This window comes from Hoyosella altamirensis, from assembly GCF_014191505.1.
Classification (GTDB): Bacteria; Actinomycetota; Actinomycetes; order Mycobacteriales; family Mycobacteriaceae; genus Hoyosella; species Hoyosella altamirensis.
Genome location: NZ_JACHWS010000002.1, coordinates 73236 through 90436 on the forward strand (window position 1 = coordinate 73236; position 17201 = coordinate 90436).

Below are 17201 nucleotides of genomic sequence, written 5' to 3' on the forward strand. Positions count from 1 at the left end.
GCCGTGTCAGGCAGTCAGCACGCCGTCTAGCACCGAAAGAAACAACCCGAGACCGTCATCGCTAGGCCCCGTCAGCGGTTCCGTTGCGTGCTCCGGGTGCGGCATGAGGCCTACGACCCGACCGTTCGGCGAAGAAATGCCGGCGATGCCGCGCTGCGATCCGTTCGGGTTTCCTCCGGCGTACCGGAAGACCACGCGTCCTTCGCCCTCGAGTTCGTCGAGCAACTCATCGGAAGCCTGAAACCGGCCTTCGCCGGACTTGAGCGGAATCAGGATCTCAGCGCCCTGCTCGTACCTGGTCGTCCAGGCTGTCGCATTGTTCTCCACACGAAGCCATTCGTCACGGCAGATGAAATGCAGGCCCTCGTTGCGCGTCAAAGCACCGGGCAGGAGACCCGACTCGCACAAGATCTGGAATCCATTGCAAATGCCCAGCACCGGCATGCCCTGCTCAGCAGCCCGAATCACCTCACCCATCACCGGGGCAAACCGCGCGATGGCCCCCGCACGCAGGTAGTCACCATAAGAGAAGCCACCGGGAACAACGATCGCGTCGACATTCTTCAGGTCAGCATCGGCATGCCAGAGGGCAACGTCCTCAGCACCCGCGATGCGGACCGCGCGCGCCGCGTCAATATCGTCAAGGGTTCCCGGGAAAGTGATGACGCCGATCCGCGCGCTCACTCGCCACCATCCACACGCGTCACGGTCCACTCCTCGATGACCGTGTTAGCCAGGAAGGACTCCGCGATCTTGGCGAGGGTCGCGTCGTCGATCGCATCGTCGACCTCTAGCTCGAAACGCTTACCCTGACGTACTTCGGTTACCCCATCGAATCCAAGGCGGGGAAGCGCCCGCACGATCGCCTGGCCCTGGGGGTCCAGAATTTCCGCCTTAGGCATCACACTGACAACAACCCGGGCCACCCGGCACTCCTAAAAGTAATGGTGCAGAAACTCGCGTGGACAGCTTACAAGGCAACCAGCATCGGACGCATACTGTCCCTATGCGCCTCACCCACTTCGGACACTCTTGCCTACTTGCCGAGATGGACGGAACCCGCATTCTGTTCGACCCCGGCAACTTTTCCCACGGCTTCGAAGGCGTCACCGGCCTCGACGCGATCCTCGTGACACACCAGCACCCTGATCATGCCGACATTGCACGCCTGCCGTCACTAGTCGAAGCGAACCCGAAGGCGGCACTGTACGCCGACCCCCAAACCGCTAGTCAGCTCGGCGGCGCGTGGCAAGCGGTCCGTCCGGGAGAACACTTCACTGTGGGGTCTGTTGACGCCACAGTGGGCGGCGGAAGACACGCAGTGATTCACCCTGACATTCCGGTGATCGATAACGTCGCGTATCTCCTCGGCACTGCTGGGGCACCTGGCCAGCTGTTGCATCCTGGCGATTCTTTGTTTGTCCCGTGGCAACCGGTGGACGTACTCGCCATTCCCGCTGCGGCGCCGTGGATGAAAATTTCCGAGGCTGTCGACTTTCTCCGCTCCGTACAACCGCGTGTCGCGGTACCCATTCACCAGGGCCTTCTGTCGGATAATGGGCTCGGCATCTACTACGGGCGGCTGAAAGAGATGTCACACGAAGGCACCGAGTTCCGGACTCTGCCCGCGGAAGACTCTGTGGAGATCTAGGCCTTGGGGATCGTGAAGGAAATTCCCTCCTGAGAAGGGTAAATCCTTCACGATCTGGCCCACTTCATTCACATGTCCGCGATCGCCTCCAGCGGCTTTGTCCGGGCTGCCCGCCCGGCCGGCCACAGCGCCGCCAGCACGCCGACGATCGCCGACCCGACCAGCATCGCCACCACCTGCACCCATGGCACCGCAACAATAGTGAGGCCTTCGTCCCGGAGGGTCCTCACGAATCCCCAGCCGAACAGTAAGCCCATCGAGAGACCAAGCACTGCACCGAACACCGCGATGAGCGCCGACTCGATGTAGATGGTGCGCCGGACCTGCTGCCGGAACATGCCGACCGCACGGAGCATGCCGATCTCCCGCTTGCGTTCCACCACCGACAGGGCCAGCGTGTTGACGATGCCGAGAATCGCGATGACCACCGCTAGAGCGAGCAGCGCGTAGAGCAACGCCAGAATCATGTCGACCTGCGCGGACTGTGCGCTCTTGTACTCTTCCAGATCCTGGACCTGCACGACCACGAATTGCTCGGTCGCGTCCTCGAGCGCGGTCCGGACCGTCCCGGGATCAGCCGCCGAGTCAGCGCGAACCATAACCGCAGCCGTCACCTGGACGAATCGTGGTATCAGCGAGTTCAGCGCGGCATCGGACAGCACCATCGAGCCGACGAGTTGATTGACCGTGTAGATACCCTCCACCGTCACATTGACCGTCCCGTCGCGCGACGGCCTCGTCAACTCGACTTCGTCGCCTGCGCTCCAGCCGAATTTTTCAGCTGTCGCCTCATCGACAAGCATCGATGAGTCGCTGAGCGTGGCCGACCCCTCCACCATGTCGAAGGAGAGAATTCCGCCAACACCACCCAGAACTCCCGCGCCAACAATTCGTTCTTCGTCCTCGCCGACCAGAGCGGTTGCGAAGTTCACTGCGGCGGCGCGCTCGACACCTTCGGCCCGCTCCGCAGACTGGGTTACACCGGCGGGCACACCCGTCTGCATGGGCCCGCTCAGGATGAAGTCCGCCTCGATGCCCTGGTCAATGAGCGCATCAATGCTGACCTTCGCTGAGGTGCCGAGAACGCTGATCATCGTCACCAGCATCAGCCCCAGCGTGAGAGCGAAGGCGGTCGCTGCGGTTCTGCGCGGGTTCCGCACCGCGTTTGTCCGGGCGAGCTTGCCGATCGAGCCAAACGGCTTGGCGGTGAAACCCAACAGCCGGATCGCCGGTTGCGCCAGACCCGGGGTCGCGAACAACACGGCGAGAATCAGTAATCCGACACCAATTCCCACGATTATGGCGCCCTGCTGTCCGGTGTACTGCATACCCCAGAACAACGCGACAAGACCGGGCACACCTAGCAATGCGCCGATTATCGTGCGCGTGCGAACCGATTCGGCCGATCCGCTGAACTCCTCGCGCATCGCCGCGACTGGAGGGACTCGGGACGCGCGCCGGGCAGGGGCATAAGCACTGAGGACCGTGACAAGAATGCCCACGGTGAACGCCGCGATCACGGTGCGGGGCTCCAGCGCCAGCGTGCCACTGGGCAACCCCAAGTCGAATGCGTCCATCACCACGCGCAGCGTGTATGCCAGCGCAACACCACATCCGAGCCCGATCGCGCTGCCAATCAAACCGACGATCAACGCCTCGAAAATCACCGAACGGCTAATCTGCCTTCGACTTGCGCCGATAGCTCTCAGCAGCGCCATCTCCCGCAGCCGCTGCGCGACAATCATCGCGAACGTGTTGTAGATGATGAACGTGCCCACCACCAGGGCGATGGCACCGAATGCGAGCAGGAAGTAGTTGATGAAGGACAGGTTTTCCTCGAGCTCGCTCTGCTGCTGGGCGCGGGCCTCCTCGCCGGTCTCAACCGTGTAGCCGTCGGGGACTGCAGCGGCAACCTCGTCACGCAGCTGTTCCTGGCTCACGCCTTCGACAGCTGCCAGGTCCACCCTCGACACATGCTCGCCGTCGGTGAACAGTTCACGCGCCTGATCAGCCGTGAACTGCACGCCGACGAAGCCGCCGACGTCCACTGGCAGCGAATAGGTGCCCGTGACGGTGACGTCAAACGAGCCCACATTGGGGACGAGGACCTCTAGCGCATCACCGACGGCGATGTCGCCGCGCTCCGCGCCTGATTGGTTGACGATGACATCCCCGGCCTGTTCAGGCGCACTGCCGTCAACAATTTCAATGGGCTGGCCGATCCCGCTGTTCGCTGGCAGGTAGGTTTGCCCGATGCTCGGCGCGCCACCGGTCTGGACCGCGGAGCCGTCCTTGATGAGGATGACCTGGCCACTCGCAGCCTGCACCGACGCACGGACATTGGGCAGATCCGCGAGCCGGTCCGCTTCATCGATCGGTATGCCCAGCGACCCCTCCTGTGCTGGCGTCACCCGCACATCGACACCGATGGTGTCACCAGAGAAGATCTCATCGAACGTCTTCTTGAGCGTATCCGTGAACACGAACGAGCCCGTCACAAACGCTGTCCCGAGAACCACGGCGAGAACGGTCAGAAACAAGCGGAGCTTGTGCGCCATGAGATTGCGTGTGGACACCTTGCGCATCGGCGCGCCTGACGGCTTCAGCGACACCGCCATCAGATCTTCTCCAGTGTCTTCATCTTGTCCATGATGGAATCAGCGTCGGGGTTGCGAAGTTCGTCAACGATCTTGCCGTCGGAGAGGAAGACCACGCGATCCGCGAAACTGGCGGCTTTGGGATCGTGCGTGACGATGACGACCGTCTGCCCGAACTCGTCGACGGCGGCGCGCAGGATATTGAGAACCTCGTTCCCTGACCGGGAGTCAAGGTTGCCGGTGGGCTCGTCACCGAAAACGATCTCGGGCTGCCCGACGAGGGCCCGCGCACACGCGACCCTCTGCTGCTGCCCGCCCGACAGTTCGCTCGGCCGGTGGTCGAGCCTGTCCTCTAGACCCAGGCGGTCCACAACCGTGTTGAGCCAGTCCTCGTTTGGCGCACGTCCGGCAATGTCGAGCGGCAGAGTGATGTTCTCGAGCGCTGTGAGAGTGGGAACGAGGTTGAAGGCCTGGAAAACGAAGCCGATGCGGTCGCGACGCAACTGCGTCATCTGCTTGTCGCTCAACGCTGTCAGCTCCGTGCCACCGATATCGACCGACCCTGACGACGCCGAATCCAGGCCAGCAAGGCAGTGCATCAGCGTTGACTTCCCAGAGCCTGAGGGGCCCATGATGGCAGTGAACTCGGCGCGACGGAACTCAACGTCCACCTCGTCGAGCGCCCTCACCTGGGTGTTCCCGGTGCCGTAAATCTTCGAGAGGTTCGCTGCGCGCGCGGCGATCCCATCATTTGCAGGGGTTGTCGATTCGACCATAGGGCCCATCATTCCAATGCGACGGTGCCCGCGCTATCGGGGCACACCCTGATCTTGATTTTCGGGGTGTCACTCTCAGGTGACGGGATCAAATCACCGCCGCCGCTGCGGTACGGCCCGCCGCCCTCCCCGAGAAGATGCAACCGCCGAGGAAGCTGCCCTCGAGTGCTCGATACCCGTGCACTCCTCCGCCGCCGAATCCAGCGACCTCACCTGCGGCAAACAGTCCGGGGAACGGATCTCCACCAGGTGTCATTACCTGTGAATCCAGGTTGGTTTCGAGACCACCCAAGGTCTTCCGTGTCAGCAGGTGTAAACGGACGGCAATCAACGGTCCAGCGTCCGGGTCGAGCAGCGCGTGCGGAGCAACGACCCGGGACAGCTTGTCCGGTTTGTAACCACGCGCGGAACGAATCGCCATGATCTGCATGTCTTTTCCGAAAGGATTCCGCACGTCACGATCGCGCGCCTCGATCACCCGGCGTACCTCCGCTGGATCGAGCAGCCCGTCGCCGGTCAGCTCGTTCATCGCGTCGACCAGATCCTCGACGTTGTGCCGGACGATGAAATCGACGCCTTGCTGCTTGAACGCCTCGACCGGGCTTGGCGCTCCGGGACGTACCCGCTCCAGCACCTTTCGCACACTGCGCCCGGTAAGGTCTGGATTCTGTTCCGACCCGGACAGCCCGAATTCCTTTTCGATGATGCGCTGGTTGAGAACAAACCAGGTATAGCTATGCCCAGTCTTCGTGATGTGCGCAAGCGTGCCGAGCGTGTCAAATCCAGGGAAAAGTGGTGCCGGGAGGCGCTGGCCCGTCGCATCGAGCCACAGGGACGACGGCCCCGGCAGGATCCGGATTCCATGGTGCGGCCAGATGGGGTCGTAGTTCGTGATGCCTTCGGTGTAATGCCACATTCGGTCGCGGTTGACCAGGCTAGCGCCAGCCGATTCCGCGATCTGCAGCATGCGGCCGTCGACATGCGCAGGCACGCCAGAGAGCATCTGCGCTGGGGGCTCGCCGAGCCGCTGAGGCCAGTTCTTCCGGATCAGTTCGGCGTTTCCGCCGATACCGCCGCTCGTGACAATGACGGCCTGTGCTGAGAATTCAAACTCCCCCACCGCCGTCCGGGATGACTGGACGCCACGAGGCTCATCCGACGGTTCCAGAACTGTCCCGCGCACCCCGGTGACCGAACCTGCTGTCGTCACGAGTTGGTCCACTCGATGCCGATGGGCGAACGACACAAAACCACGAGTGGCCGCGGCCCGCACCCGCGAGGCGAACATGTCCACTAGCGCTGGGCCGGTCCCCCAGGTGATGTGGAAGCGAGGCACCGAGTTCCCGGGGCCGTTGGCGTAGTAGCCGCCGCGTTCAGCCCAGCCGACAACGGGAAAGATCTTGAGGCCGCGGTCCGCCAGCCAGTGGTATTTCTCGCCTGCGGCGAAACCGACATACGCCTCGGCCCATTTGCGTGGCCAATAGTCTTCGCGTTCACGATCGAAGCCGGCCGTCGCCATCCAGTCGCTGAGAGCGAGGTCATACGAATCGTGAATGCCAACGCGACGCTGATGCGGTGAATCGACGAGGAAAAGCCCGCCGAACGACCAGAACGCTTGCCCGCCAAGATTCTGCGGCCCTTCCTGATCAAGGAGCAGGACCTTCCGGCCCCGCTCCACCAGTTCAGCCGTCGCAACGAGACCAGCGAGTCCAGCACCAACAACGATGACATCCGCGCGCTCACCCATAGCCTCTGACGCTAGTTCATGCAATTACGCAGCGGTGGATTGTTGCCGATCGTAGGGCCACCGGTATGTCGCAGGGCGTGCGCCGTGGTGCTGGCTGAGATCGATCGCATCGAGAAAGGCCTGCCGTGGCCCTGTCCGTTCAAGGTGGTTCGCCTTGATGGCAAGCCGGACGGTTCCATTGCGCCGCGCGACGCGCTCAGCACTCATGACCAGCGCCCGGCACCACCAGGGTTCAGCCAGGAAACCTTCGCCCACACCGAGTACGCGGGCGCGAACGGACGTCCCTCGTTCCAGGTCCCGGATGGACGTCAGGTCCGCGCAGAGCCGGAAACCCACGCGGGGCAGCATCAGCAGTGCACCTTCGGAGGCGATCCAGCGTGGCGGCGCGAACAACCGTGTTCGCAGTCCGGCCTCTTCCATCACCCGGTCGGCGGCGATCAAGCGGAGCATCGCCTCGTGCGCTGGCAGCGCAGCGAACTCGGCGCGCCGCTTCTTCGTAGCCGCCTGGTCATAGCCGTGCAGCAGGATAGCGTCACCGCGCGCATGCCGGGCACGAAGCCACTCTTGCGTGGCCTCGTCCCGCACAAGCCGATATTTGCCCTTCAGGCGCGGTGCCACAAGAAGAGATACGGGGATCCCCCGCTTGTCGAGTTCCGCAGCGAATCCGTCTGCCAGTTCGACGGTCGTATCACGGATCCCGGATATCGAAACCAGCAGTTCAGCGTTCATACTCCACACCGTCACATACGCGGGTGTACAAGTCCTTTACTGAGGGTTTCGCGGACGAGAACGTTTTAAACGCTCAGTTCGGCAAAATCCCCTCGATCGCCTCGACTACTTCCGGAGCGTCAGGTGCGGTGCGTGGACGGAACCGACGCACTGTCGTGCCGTCGGGAGCCACGAGGAACTTCTCGAAGTTCCACTGAATGTCTCCAGCTTCTCCAGCATCATCAGCCGTTTGAGTGAGCTCGGCGTACAAGGGGTGCCTCCCCTCGCCGTTGACCTCAACCTTTTCCATCAAGGGGAACGTAACGCCATAGGTCGTCGAACAGAACGTGGCGATCTCGTCTGCCGTGCCAGGCTCCTGACCGCCGAACTGGTTGCAGGGGATGCCAATCACAGTCAGGCCACGGTCCGCGTACTCGGTCGCAAGCTTTTCGAGTTCCCGGTACTGCGGGGTCAGCCCGCAGCGTGAGGCAACGTTGACGATGAGGAGGGCCCGGCCACCGTAATCAGCGAGACTGGCCGGGGCACCATTAAGCGTCTTGAGGGGAATGTTCTGCAGCGTCGTAGTCGGCATGCCCACCAACTTAGCGCGGATCAGATCAGCCCTGCCCGATCAGCCCTGCCCGGTCGAGTACCCAGGCGTACTCGAACGCGACTTCCTTCCACTTTTCGTAGCGTCCACTGACTCCGCCGTGACCAGCGCTCATTTCCGTTTTCAGCAGCACGTCGCGGGCGCCTGCGTCCCGCAGCCTTGCCACCCACTTCGCCGGCTCGACATACAGGACACGCGTGTCGTTGATACTGGTGATCGCAAGGATCGGCGGGTAGCTCCGGGACTCGACGTTCTCGTACGGGGAGTACGACTTCATGTACTCGTAGACCGACTTGTCTTCCAGTGGATTGCCCCACTCGTCCCACTCGATCACAGTCAGCGGCAAGGACGGATCAAGAATCGACGTGAGCGGATCCACGAACGGCACATTCGCGAGGATCGCGTCGAACTGCTCTGGCGCCATGTTGGCCACCGCACCCATCAGCAAGCCGCCCGCGCTACCGCCATCAGCGATGACGATCGACGCTAAGCCCGACTCGCGAAGATGACGCGCACATGCAATGAAGTCGGTGAACGTGTTCTTCTTGGCGAGCGTCTTACCGTCCTCGTACCATCGGCGCCCCATCTCGCCGCCACCACGAATGTGCGCGACGACGAACACCATGCCGCGATCGAGCAGCGAAAGTCGCGATACCGAAAACGTCGGGTCAACACTGGATTCGTACGAACCGTAGCCGTAAAGCAAACTCGGCGCCGGGGTGCTTACATCCTTGCGCCGAATCACCGAAATCGGGATACGCGTCCCGTCCTCGGCCACTGCCCAGTCACGGTGCTGCACGTACTCCTCAGCCGAATAGCCGCCTAGGACAGGCTGCTCCTTACGCAGGTGCAAGGCACCGCTCGAGAAGTCATAATCGAAAACCCGGCCCGGCGTGATGAAGGAGGTGAAAACCAGCCGCAAGTACGGTGACGACCACTCCGGGTTGGCTGCCGTGCCCGCCGTATACAGTTCCTCACCAAAATCGATCTCGCTGAGTTCACCGTATCCGTCGGCCCCGATCGGCCAGATCGCAAGACGTGAGATCGCGTCGCGCCGGTATGCGACGACGAGATGGTCGCGAAAGACCTCAACACCTTCGAGGCGAACCTGGTCACGGTGTTCGATGAGAACGCGCTGGCGTTCAGGGCTGGCGACGGGCGCTTCGCAGAGTTCGAAGTTCTCGGCGCCGTCGTTATGCAGGATCAGGAAACGATCCTCACCGCCGACCACGACATGATCGATCCCATATTCGACGCCTTCGCGTCGTGGCAGGACGACCGAGAATTCACCTGTCGGGTCGGAAGCGTCGAGCACGCGGGCTTCACTCGTGATCTTCGAGCCCACCTCGATTACGAGGTACTTCCGGCTGCGCGTCAGCCCCATGCCCACCCAGTAGCGCTCGTCCTCCTCACGGAAGATCACCACATCATCGCTCGCAGAGGTGCCGAGCGTATGGCGCCACACGGTGTCTGGACGCCACGCGTCGTCAACCGTCTGATAGTAGAGAAACTCTCCGCTTGGGTCCCACAAGGCGCCCGGGAAGGTGTTGGGGATCTCGTCACCGAGCATCTCGCCGGTGCGCAAGTCCTTGATACGCAGCAGGTACCGCTCGTCCCCTGTGGTGTCCACGGCGTAGGCGAGCAGGTTGCCGTCCTCCGTGACGGCGAAGCTGCCCAGCGAGAAGAAGTCGTGGCCCTCAGCTTCGACGTTCGCGTCGAGGAGGATCTGCTCTCCAGGGACGTCGGTGCCGGGCTCGAGAACAGGCGGTTCCCAGTCGTCCAGCGACTGCACCGCACACCGGCAGTTCAGGCCGTACTGCTGGCCCTCGATGGTGCGGGCGTAGTACCACCACTCCCCGCGCCGCACCGGAACAGACAGGTCCGTCTCCAGTGTGCGGCTCTTGATCTCTGAGAAGATCGTCTGCCGCATCTCCGCGAGGTGGGCGGTGCGCGCCTCTGTGTAGGCGTTTTCAGCCTCCAGGTGCGCAATGACCTCAGGGTCTGTTTTGTCGCGCAGCCACTCGTAATCGTCGACGACGAGATCACCATGGTGGACGCGATCGTGCGGAACCTTCTTCGCTACTGGCGGAGCTGTCTCAGCCGTAGCGGTGAGTCGGTCATTGCTCATGCGTTATGCCACGCGGACTCGCCCAGCCACTCATCGAACTGCAGGCCAGAGATTCGCTCGTATGCCTCGATGTACCGCTTGCGGGTGGCGTCGACGACGTCATCCGGCAACGGCGGCGGTGGGCTGTCGGAGGCGCGGTCCCAGCCCGATTCGCTACTTGTCAGCCAATCCCGGACGAACTGCTTATCGAAGCTCGGCTGCGGTTTGCCCGGTTCGTAGTCTCCCACCGTCCAGAAACGGGAGGAATCCGGCGTAAGCACCTCGTCAGCGAGGATCAGGTTGCCCGCAGCGTCTAAGCCAAACTCGAATTTCGTATCGGCAAGGAGCAGACCTCGCGCTTCTGTCAACGATGAAGCGCGCAGATAGATGTCGAGTGTCTCCTCACGCACCTTATGGGCTAGTTCCTCGCCCAGCCTGTCAACGACGGCGCTGAAAGGCACATTAACGTCGTGGTCGCCGACATCAGCTTTGGTCGCCGGCGTAAAGACGGAATCCTCCAGCTTGCTGGCTTCCGTCAATCCGTCAGGCAGCGTTATTCCGCACACCGACCCAGTCTCTCGGTACTCCTTGAGCGCCGAGCCTGTCAGGTAGCCGCGGGCAACACATTCGAAGGGGATCATGTCGAGTTTGCGGACGATAAGCGCACGGCCCAGGACTTCCTCGGGAATGCGGTCGTCATCGGGTGAAGCAGCAAGGTGATGTGGGATACCGAGTTCACTAAAGAAATACACGCTCATCGCTGTGAGCACGCGTCCCTTATCTGGAATCGGGGTTTCCAGAACATGGTCGTACGCTGAGATCCGGTCGCTAGCGACCATGAGCAGGTTGTGCTCATCAATGTCGTAGAGGTCTCGGACCTTGCCGGACATGAGGTGTTTGTAATCAGCCAAAGTAGGACGCACGGCGTACACCCTAGTTGGTGAAACGGCCGAATAGGGTGCCGATGGCACTGCAGGGCGCATTTTGGGACATCGATTGGTACGGAAGAGTGTGTCCGGGAATTACGAGGTCAACGGTGTACCCGAGCGTTGCGGAGTTTTCGGCAGCGGCATGCGCAACCCCGCTATCGGCGTGAAAAACCTCACGTCATTAGCGCGGCTCGTATCTGTACAGCCTGCGCATCCAGCGCCATGCGGTGCGGCCAGCTGAACGAGCCCCGCAAACCGAAGCCATCCCCAACCAGCCTCGGGAGCACGTGCAGGTGCACATGGAAAACTTCCTGGCCTGCGGCGGCCCCGTCCGCGAGAAACAGATTCACCCCCTCAGGCCGCAGAGGTGAGCGCCGCACCGCGGCGGCGAGCCGCTGGGCAGTCGCGAAAATCGGCCCAGCGAGCTTGGGATCCAGTTCAGCGAGGTTCGTGGCGTGTGTTTTCGGGATGACGAGCAGGTGGCCGCGCGTCATCGGCCGAATATCCATGAAAGCGAGCACCTTGTCGTCCTCGTAGACGCGACTCGCCTCCGCGCGGCCTGCCACGATGTCACAAAAGATGCACGCCCTCATGACGTCTTAGAGTATGGGAGCCGGGGCGTACGCTGCCGCTGCCGGGTGCCGTTTCGCGAGGGCCGCGACGGCGTCAACAACTCGGGCGACCTGGGCCTGCGCACTTCCGGCGAACGCCGCTTTGTCCGCAAGCGCGTCGTCGAGCGCAGCCCGATCCAGAGGCAGACGCTCATCCGCTGCGAGCCGGTCAAGGAGGTCCTGCCCAGCACCTTGCTCCCGCATCGCCAGTGCTACGGCCACCGCGTGCTCCTTGATCACTTCGTGGGCCGTCTCGCGGCCTATACCCGCACGGACCGCAGCCATCAGCACCTTGGTCGTGGCCAGGAAGGGCAGGTAGCGCTCGAGTTCCCGCTCGATGACCGCGGGGTATGCGCCGAATTCGCCGAGCACCGTCAGGAACGTCTCAAACAGGCCGTCGATAGCAAAGAAGGCGTCGGGCAGCGCGACCCGCCGCACCACGGAGCAGAAAACGTCACCTTCGTTCCATTGTGCGCCAGCGAGCTCCGCGGCCATCGACGCGTAACCTCGCAGCACCACCTGCAGGCCGTTGACGCGCTCACATGACCGGGTATTCATCTTGTGTGGCATCGCTGACGACCCCACCTGCCCCGGCTGGAAACCCTCCGTGACGAGTTCATGACCAGCCATGAGGCGGATCGTGTGCGCGAAGGACGACGGCCCAGCAGCAAGCTGTACGAGCGCGGACAGCACATCGTGATCCAGCGAGCGCGGATACACCTGTCCAACGCTGGTGAACACGTTGGCAAAGCCGAGGTGGCCGGCGATTTGCACCTCGAGCTGAGCGAGCTTCTCCTCGTCGCCACCGAGGAGATCCAGCATGTCCTGCGCGGTCCCCATCGGGCCTTTGATACCGCGCAGCGGATACCGATCAATCAGCTCCCGGATTCTGGTGAGCGCGACAAGCACTTCTTCGGCTGCTGATGCGAACCGCTTCCCGAGCGTGGTTGCCTGCGCTGCGACGTTGTGGCTGCGACCGGCCATGACCAGGCCCGAATACTGGGCCGCGCGTTCCGTGAGCCGCACCGCCACGGCAACTCCACGTTCGTGGACGAGTTCGAGCGCTCGGCGGATCTGGAGTTGTTCCACATTCTCGGTCAGGTCACGGCTGGTCATGCCTTTGTGAACGTGCTCATGACCGGCAAGGGCACTGAATTCCTCGATGCGGGCTTTCACATCGTGGCGGGTGACACGCTCACGCTCGGCGATCGAGTTCAGATCGACTGTACTGACAACTCGCTCGTAGTCCTCGATGACGCCTTCTGGAACCTCGATGCCGAGGGCGCGCTGGGCACGCAGGACCGCCAGCCACAACTCCCGCTCAAGCACGATCTTGTTTTGCGGGGACCAGAGGTGCGCCATTTCGCGGCTGGAGTATCGGGTTGCGAGAACATTCGGCACGCGCGGGGCAGCTTGAGCGGTGTTGTCAGCGGTCACGCTTGTGCAGTCTAGTTCGGGCGCAAGATGGCAGACTCGGGAGGCATGAGCGACGGGGCAACCGAGGACGACCAGAAAAGCGAGGCGCTTGCCGAACTCGCGGAGATCCGGTCCCAATTCACCCGATTCATGATGACGTATCAGTTCGGCCTCGCAGAAATCGTGACCAAGATCAACATCCTGAAGGATGAGTTCACGCACATCCATCGGTACAGCCCGATCGAACACGTGTCGTCCAGGCTCAAAACGCCTGCCAGCATCCTGCAGAAAGCGTCGCGCCGCGGCATCCCGCTGACGATCGACGCGATCCGCGAGAACATCCTTGACATCGCTGGCGTCCGCATCAGCTGCAGCTTCATCTCGGATACCTACCGCATCGCCGAAATGCTGAGCGGACAGGCCGACGTCACCGTCCTGGAAACCAAGGATTACATCGCCAATCCCAAACCCAACGGCTACAAGAGTCTGCACTTGCTGGTAGAGATTCCCGTGTTCCTCAGCGACCGCGTTCAGCCTGTCTGTGTCGAACTACAGATCCGCACGATCGCCATGGACTTCTGGGCGGCCCTCGAACACAAGATCTACTACAAGTACGAACGTGAAATCCCAGAAGCATTGCTTCGGGAGCTGACCGAGGCCGCCGAAGCCGCCAGCCGGCTCGATATCAAGATGGAGCGGCTGCACGACGAGATAGACCGGATAAAGTCGGCGCCCACCACCGCGGACGAAGTTCCCGGCTTCCCGCTCCCCCGCGACCTTCTAGAAATGCTCCGCCATTTGCGAACCAGCTAGGCACCCGGGAGATACCCCAGCCCGCAATGTCAGCCCGGCGGCGCCAACTGATCGATCACGTCGAACAGCAACGACCGTACCGTGCCAGCAAGGTCGGGCGGCTCGTCGAGAACCGCGCCCAGCACGGCTCCGGCCACCATAGCCTCCAGAGCTCGCGCGCGAGCTTCGCTCACAGGCCGTCCGCTTCTGGCGAGAACCTCACTGATCGCGGCAATCGTGTGGGCGCGCATCCGGACCTGAATCTCGCGAAGCTCGGGATGCCGCGCGATCGCGAGGTTCTGCTCGTACCGCGATGCCAGCGCGTCTGCGCCAACTCTGCGGCCAACCAACACGTCAACGAGCAAATCCGTCAATGTATGTATCGATCGTGCCCGCCTCGGCACACCGGCGAGTAGTACATCGACGCGATTCATCGCGTCCGCCGCCTCGAACTCTGCCGCGCTCACGACCAGGTCGTCGAGGGAGGCGAAATAATAAGTCGTCGATGCCAGCGGCAGACCGGCACGCTGCGCAACACCTCGGTGCCGCACCGCCTCTAACCCACCCTCGCGCATGAGTTCCGCTGCCGCTTCGATAAGCGCTTGCCGGCGGCGCTCCCCTTTACGCGTGGATGTCACTGCGTAATCTTGTCAGCCCCACCGATGATTATCTGGTACTTCAGTCTCAATTCGCTAAAAGTCCCGCAGCATGGGCGCCAACCTTTCGAGCGCCTCATGCATTGTTGCCGTCGCCCCCGCAAAACAAAGTCGAATTGTCCGACTTCCGTGCAGTGTGTCGAAATCAATACCTGGTGCCATTGCAACGCCGGTTTCCGCGAGTACACGCGCGCACCAAGCGGTCGAGTCCGACGTCAAATGCGAAACGTCAGCATAGAGATAGAAAGCTCCATCAGCGGGCGCGAATTTCGAAATAGCACGTTCTTCCAGCCCCTCGAGCAGAATGTCGCGGTTGCGCCGATACCGTTGGACATGCCCATCCAGTTCGGCGAGCGACTCGTCACAAAAGGCGGCCATCGCTGCGTACTGCGAGACCGCAGGCGGACACACCGTCAGGTTGGATGCGAGCCGATTCACGGCATCGCGATAGCGAGAGGGCACGAGCATCCATCCCAGTCGCCAGCCCGTCATCGAGAAGTATTTGGATACAGAGCCGACAACAGCGGCTTCACGCGACGCTTTCCAGGCGCACAATTGGGGGAGATCACCAAAACTGATCCCGTGGTAAATCTCGTCTGAAATCAGCAGTACTCCGTGCTCTGCGCACCACTGGGCGATCGCTGTGAATTCCGCTGGATCGATAATCGTCCCAGTCGGATTCGCTGGGCTGGCAATAATCAGTCCGGCGGGAGGCTCGGAAAGCGCCTCGAGCATCGCGAGGGTTGGCTGGAAGCGCTCGTCGGGACCGCAATCAAGCTCGTGAACTCGGCAACCGAGAGCTTGGAGAACATTCCGGTACGCCGGATAACCCGGCCGCGCCATGACGACCGTGTCCCCTACGTCGAATGCGGCAAGGAACAGGATCGTGAAGGCCCCCGACGACCCGGTGGTGATGACAACCTCGGACGGGTCGACCTCAACGCCTTCACGCCGACCGTAATAGTCAGCGATCGTTTCTTTCAGCGGAAGGATTCCCGTTGACTCGGTGTAGCCGAGTACCTGCTCGACTATCGCCTTCTGCGCGGCTGCAACAACCGGCTGTGGCGCCGGAGTCGACGGCTGACCCGCGGCAAGAGCCAGCACATCACCATGGATGCGCTGACGATCAGCGGCGGCCTTCCACACGTCCATGACGTAGAAAGGCGCGATCGCGGAGCGGTCTGAGATACGCACTCTTCGACCGTAACGCGTTTTTGGGGCTTCAGGACGGTATCGAGATACGACCCTCGGCCGCACCCAGGCCGATGTCGGTGCGGTGGTGGCTCCCCGGCAGGTGAATCTGATTCACTTTCGAGTACGCGTCTGCGCGGGCAGTCACAAGATCAGCTCCGTACCCGACGACGCTGAGCACTCTCCCCCCAGTCGACACAAGCTCCCCATCTTCGCGCCGGGCTGTTCCGGCGTGGAGAACACCCGGAATGTCAGACCCGGTGATGACATCGCCCGTCCGGGGCGGTCCGGGGTAGTTCTCGGCAGCGATCACAACCGTGACGGCACTGCCGTCCTTCCACGTCAGCGGACCAGCATCGGCGAGCGTCCCCGTGGCCGTGGCGAACAGATGGCCTGCAAGCGGCGTGTCGAGCATTTCGAGAACGACCTGCGTTTCCGGATCCCCGAAACGGCAGTTGAACTCGACCACCGCGGGCCCTTCCTTGCCGATCGCGAGACCGGCATAGAGCAACCCGCTGAACGGGCAGCCGCGCTCGACCATTTCCCGCGCTACCGGCTTGACGACCTCGTCGACGATCTCGCCGACCATCCCGTCGGGCAACCACGGCAGAGGCGTGTACGCGCCCATCCCGCCCGTGTTGGGCCCGGTGTCGTCATCACCGACCCGTTTGTGATCCTGCGCGGGCAGCAAAGGGACGACATCCTCGCCGTCTACCAAGCAGAAGAGCGACACCTCAGGGCCGTCGAGGAAGGACTCCAGCAGTACTGGATGACCTTTCTCCAGCAGTTCAGCTGCGTGATCACGTGCCACCAGCCGGTCCGCGCTGACGACGACACCCTTGCCGCCAGCGAGGCGGTCGTCCTTGACTACCCACGTCGGGCCGAACCGGTCGAGCGCCGCATCAAGATTCGCCGGAGTGTCCACAATCTCGGCGTGCGCAGTGCGCACACCCGCGGCGGCCATGACGTCTTTCGCGAATGCTTTGGAACCCTCGATTTGCGCGGCAGCGGCGGACGGCCCAAAACACGGCACACCGACTTTCCGGACAGCATCGGCGACCCCGAGCACCAATGGCACCTCGGGGCCGATCACGACCAAGTCGGGTTCGAGTTCCCGCACGAGCGCGACAACCTCGTCAGTCGAGGCGGCATCGACGTCATGCTGCTCGGCTAGGGCAGCGGTACCCGCGTTACCGGGCGCACACATCAGCGCGCTCACCGACGGGTCTCGGCTCAAAGCAAGCAGCAGGGCATGTTCACGGGCACCAGATCCGATAACGAGAACTCGCACGGTACGACAGCCTACGGCGTCCTTCTGACAGAAGAGACTCCCGGGTTCCGCGTTGCGTGAATCCAGCGGCGAGATTGGCGTGTGAACGCTGGCGAATCGCTCCATTTTCGAGGATGCTC

16 protein-coding genes are annotated in these 17201 nt (G+C 62.4%); 2 read left to right on the forward strand and 14 right to left on the reverse strand.

What is annotated here, in order from left to right; translation table 11 throughout:
- Positions 1–6: 6 nt before the first annotated feature.
- Together purQ and purS are read right to left on the reverse strand one after the other, a co-directional pair.
- The gene (gene purQ, locus FHU29_RS09045; protein ID WP_064441165.1) at positions 7–684 is read right to left on the reverse strand and encodes a phosphoribosylformylglycinamidine synthase subunit PurQ; all 678 of its coding nucleotides are present in this window, start codon (positions 682–684) and stop codon (positions 7–9) included.
- Positions 681–926 carry a phosphoribosylformylglycinamidine synthase subunit PurS gene (gene purS / locus FHU29_RS09050; RefSeq protein WP_013805488.1) on the reverse strand — a complete coding sequence of 82 codons (246 nt, stop codon included), beginning with the start codon at positions 924–926 and terminating at the stop codon, positions 681–683. The genes purQ and purS overlap by 4 nt, the downstream gene beginning before the upstream one ends.
- Positions 927–1006: 80 nt before the next feature.
- Between purS and FHU29_RS09055 the strand changes: the two genes are divergently transcribed.
- Entirely contained in the window at positions 1007–1651 is a 645-nt protein-coding gene (locus FHU29_RS09055) for an MBL fold metallo-hydrolase (protein ID WP_064441166.1), read from the forward strand.
- Positions 1652–1719: 68 nt separating this feature from the next.
- Here the strand turns inward: FHU29_RS09055 and FHU29_RS09060 are convergent, their stop codons facing one another.
- The 9 genes from FHU29_RS09060 to purB form a co-directional block, all read right to left on the reverse strand.
- Positions 1720–4269: an ABC transporter permease gene (locus FHU29_RS09060; RefSeq protein WP_183377523.1), complete on the reverse strand. Its 2550-nt coding sequence runs from the start codon at positions 4267–4269 to the stop codon at positions 1720–1722.
- Positions 4269–5024 carry an ABC transporter ATP-binding protein gene (locus tag FHU29_RS09065; RefSeq protein WP_157095239.1) on the reverse strand — a complete coding sequence of 252 codons (756 nt, stop codon included), beginning with the start codon at positions 5022–5024 and terminating at the stop codon, positions 4269–4271. The genes FHU29_RS09060 and FHU29_RS09065 overlap by 1 nt, the downstream gene beginning before the upstream one ends.
- A gap of 88 nt (positions 5025–5112) precedes the next feature.
- Entirely contained in the window at positions 5113–6771 is a 1659-nt protein-coding gene (locus FHU29_RS09070) for an FAD-binding dehydrogenase (protein ID WP_064441168.1), read from the reverse strand.
- Between the two features lie 24 nt (positions 6772–6795).
- Complete coding sequence (locus tag FHU29_RS09075) at positions 6796–7500, reverse strand: DUF2334 domain-containing protein (protein WP_041450832.1); 705 nt, start codon at positions 7498–7500, stop codon at positions 6796–6798.
- Positions 7501–7573: 73 nt separating this feature from the next.
- On the reverse strand, positions 7574–8071 hold the full coding sequence (locus tag FHU29_RS09080) for a glutathione peroxidase (RefSeq protein ID WP_064441169.1): 498 nt from the start codon (positions 8069–8071) through the stop codon (positions 7574–7576).
- Positions 8072–8096: 25 nt separating this feature from the next.
- Positions 8097–10217, reverse strand: coding sequence for a S9 family peptidase (locus FHU29_RS09085; protein ID WP_064441170.1), 2121 nt, complete (start codon positions 10215–10217; stop codon positions 8097–8099).
- Positions 10214–11119, reverse strand: a complete 906-nt coding sequence (locus FHU29_RS09090) for a phosphoribosylaminoimidazolesuccinocarboxamide synthase (protein ID WP_064441171.1) — start codon at positions 11117–11119, stop codon at positions 10214–10216. Before FHU29_RS09090 ends, FHU29_RS09085 begins: the two co-directional genes overlap by 4 nt.
- A 179-nt stretch (positions 11120–11298) precedes the next feature.
- A complete protein-coding gene (locus tag FHU29_RS09095) occupies positions 11299–11718 on the reverse strand; it encodes an HIT family protein (protein WP_064441172.1) in 420 nt (139 codons plus the stop codon).
- Between the two features lie 6 nt (positions 11719–11724).
- The gene (gene purB / locus FHU29_RS09100; RefSeq protein ID WP_074390894.1) at positions 11725–13173 is read right to left on the reverse strand and encodes an adenylosuccinate lyase; all 1449 of its coding nucleotides are present in this window, start codon (positions 13171–13173) and stop codon (positions 11725–11727) included.
- A 45-nt stretch (positions 13174–13218) separates the two neighbouring features.
- Here purB and FHU29_RS09105 point away from each other — a divergent pair, with 45 nt between their 5' ends.
- On the forward strand, positions 13219–13965 hold the full coding sequence (locus tag FHU29_RS09105; RefSeq protein WP_064441173.1) for a GTP pyrophosphokinase: 747 nt from the start codon (positions 13219–13221) through the stop codon (positions 13963–13965).
- Positions 13966–13994: 29 nt separating this feature from the next.
- Here FHU29_RS09105 and FHU29_RS09110 read toward each other — a convergent pair whose 3' ends face one another.
- The 3 genes from FHU29_RS09110 to purD form a co-directional block, all read right to left on the reverse strand.
- Entirely contained in the window at positions 13995–14582 is a 588-nt protein-coding gene (locus FHU29_RS09110) for a TetR/AcrR family transcriptional regulator (protein ID WP_064441174.1), read from the reverse strand.
- Positions 14583–14636: 54 nt separating this feature from the next.
- Complete coding sequence (locus FHU29_RS09115) at positions 14637–15752, reverse strand: pyridoxal phosphate-dependent aminotransferase (protein WP_064441253.1); 1116 nt, start codon at positions 15750–15752, stop codon at positions 14637–14639.
- A gap of 70 nt (positions 15753–15822) precedes the next feature.
- The gene (purD, locus tag FHU29_RS09120) at positions 15823–17082 is read right to left on the reverse strand and encodes a phosphoribosylamine--glycine ligase (protein ID WP_064441254.1); all 1260 of its coding nucleotides are present in this window, start codon (positions 17080–17082) and stop codon (positions 15823–15825) included.
- Between the last annotated feature and the right edge of the window lie 119 nt (positions 17083–17201).

Coding starts and splice junctions, on each gene's coding strand:
- FHU29_RS09095 (WP_064441172.1), bottom strand. CDS start 11,718: ATGAGGGCGTGCATCTTTTGTGACATCGTGGCAGGCCGCGCGGAGGCG.
- FHU29_RS09060 (WP_183377523.1), bottom strand. CDS start 4,269: ATGGCGGTGTCGCTGAAGCCGTCAGGCGCGCCGATGCGCAAGGTGTCC.
- FHU29_RS09065 (WP_157095239.1), bottom strand. CDS start 5,024: ATGGTCGAATCGACAACCCCTGCAAATGATGGGATCGCCGCGCGCGCA.
- FHU29_RS09080 (WP_064441169.1), bottom strand. CDS start 8,071: ATGCCGACTACGACGCTGCAGAACATTCCCCTCAAGACGCTTAATGGT.
- FHU29_RS09085 (WP_064441170.1), bottom strand. CDS start 10,217: ATGAGCAATGACCGACTCACCGCTACGGCTGAGACAGCTCCGCCAGTA.
- FHU29_RS09115 (WP_064441253.1), bottom strand. CDS start 15,752: ATGGACGTGTGGAAGGCCGCCGCTGATCGTCAGCGCATCCATGGTGAT.
- FHU29_RS09105 (WP_064441173.1), top strand. CDS start 13,219: ATGAGCGACGGGGCAACCGAGGACGACCAGAAAAGCGAGGCGCTTGCC.
- FHU29_RS09070 (WP_064441168.1), bottom strand. CDS start 6,771: ATGGGTGAGCGCGCGGATGTCATCGTTGTTGGTGCTGGACTCGCTGGT.
- FHU29_RS09055 (WP_064441166.1), top strand. CDS start 1,007: ATGCGCCTCACCCACTTCGGACACTCTTGCCTACTTGCCGAGATGGAC.
- FHU29_RS09075 (WP_041450832.1), bottom strand. CDS start 7,500: ATGAACGCTGAACTGCTGGTTTCGATATCCGGGATCCGTGATACGACC.